The 546-nt window shown below is 41.8% G+C and carries 1 pseudogene; it reads right to left on the reverse strand.

The window, feature by feature from the left end:
- Window positions 1-546: pseudogene (locus ACFILW_RS11095) on the reverse strand (hypothetical protein); the annotation flags it as partial.

A 546-nucleotide genomic window follows, 5' to 3' on the forward strand; every position in this document is an offset into this window, starting at 1 on the left:
GTGAGACGACTCGTTGTCTTATCTTGCTGAACAAAGCTCTCGCTTTCCACTTTGGTAATCACATTATTAACCTGTTCAGTCAATTTATTCTGAACATTCGTGATAGAACTTCCAACACCGGCAAGTGCATCCGCTACATCAGGATATTCTTTGTTTTCTGTTTCGCCATCATCCTTAACGGACTTAACAGTAAATTTAGGAGCGGTCCACGCGCCATTTTCATATTTAGCGCCACCACCTAAATACTTGGCTATATTCGTGGCTACAGTTGTAACATTTTGATTTGTAGTAAACAACTGAGAACCATTGACTGCTTCCGTCGACTCTTCCGAAAGCATTCCAGCGCCCACACCTGAAATGGTCCGAGGGTCGCTTTTAGGGCCGCTAAAATCAAGATCAAATCGTTCCCATAGATCCTTACCAATAGTGATAACTTTTGTCTCATCATTTTTCTTAAGAAGAATACTGCCTCTTACTTCATTAATTTCAGTATTTGTTGCCAAAAGTTGGGAACCATTGACCGCTTCGGTCGATTCTGCTGTGAGT

This window comes from Bartonella sp. TT110JLCBS (assembly GCF_042193405.1).
Classification (GTDB): Bacteria; Pseudomonadota; Alphaproteobacteria; order Rhizobiales; family Rhizobiaceae; genus Bartonella.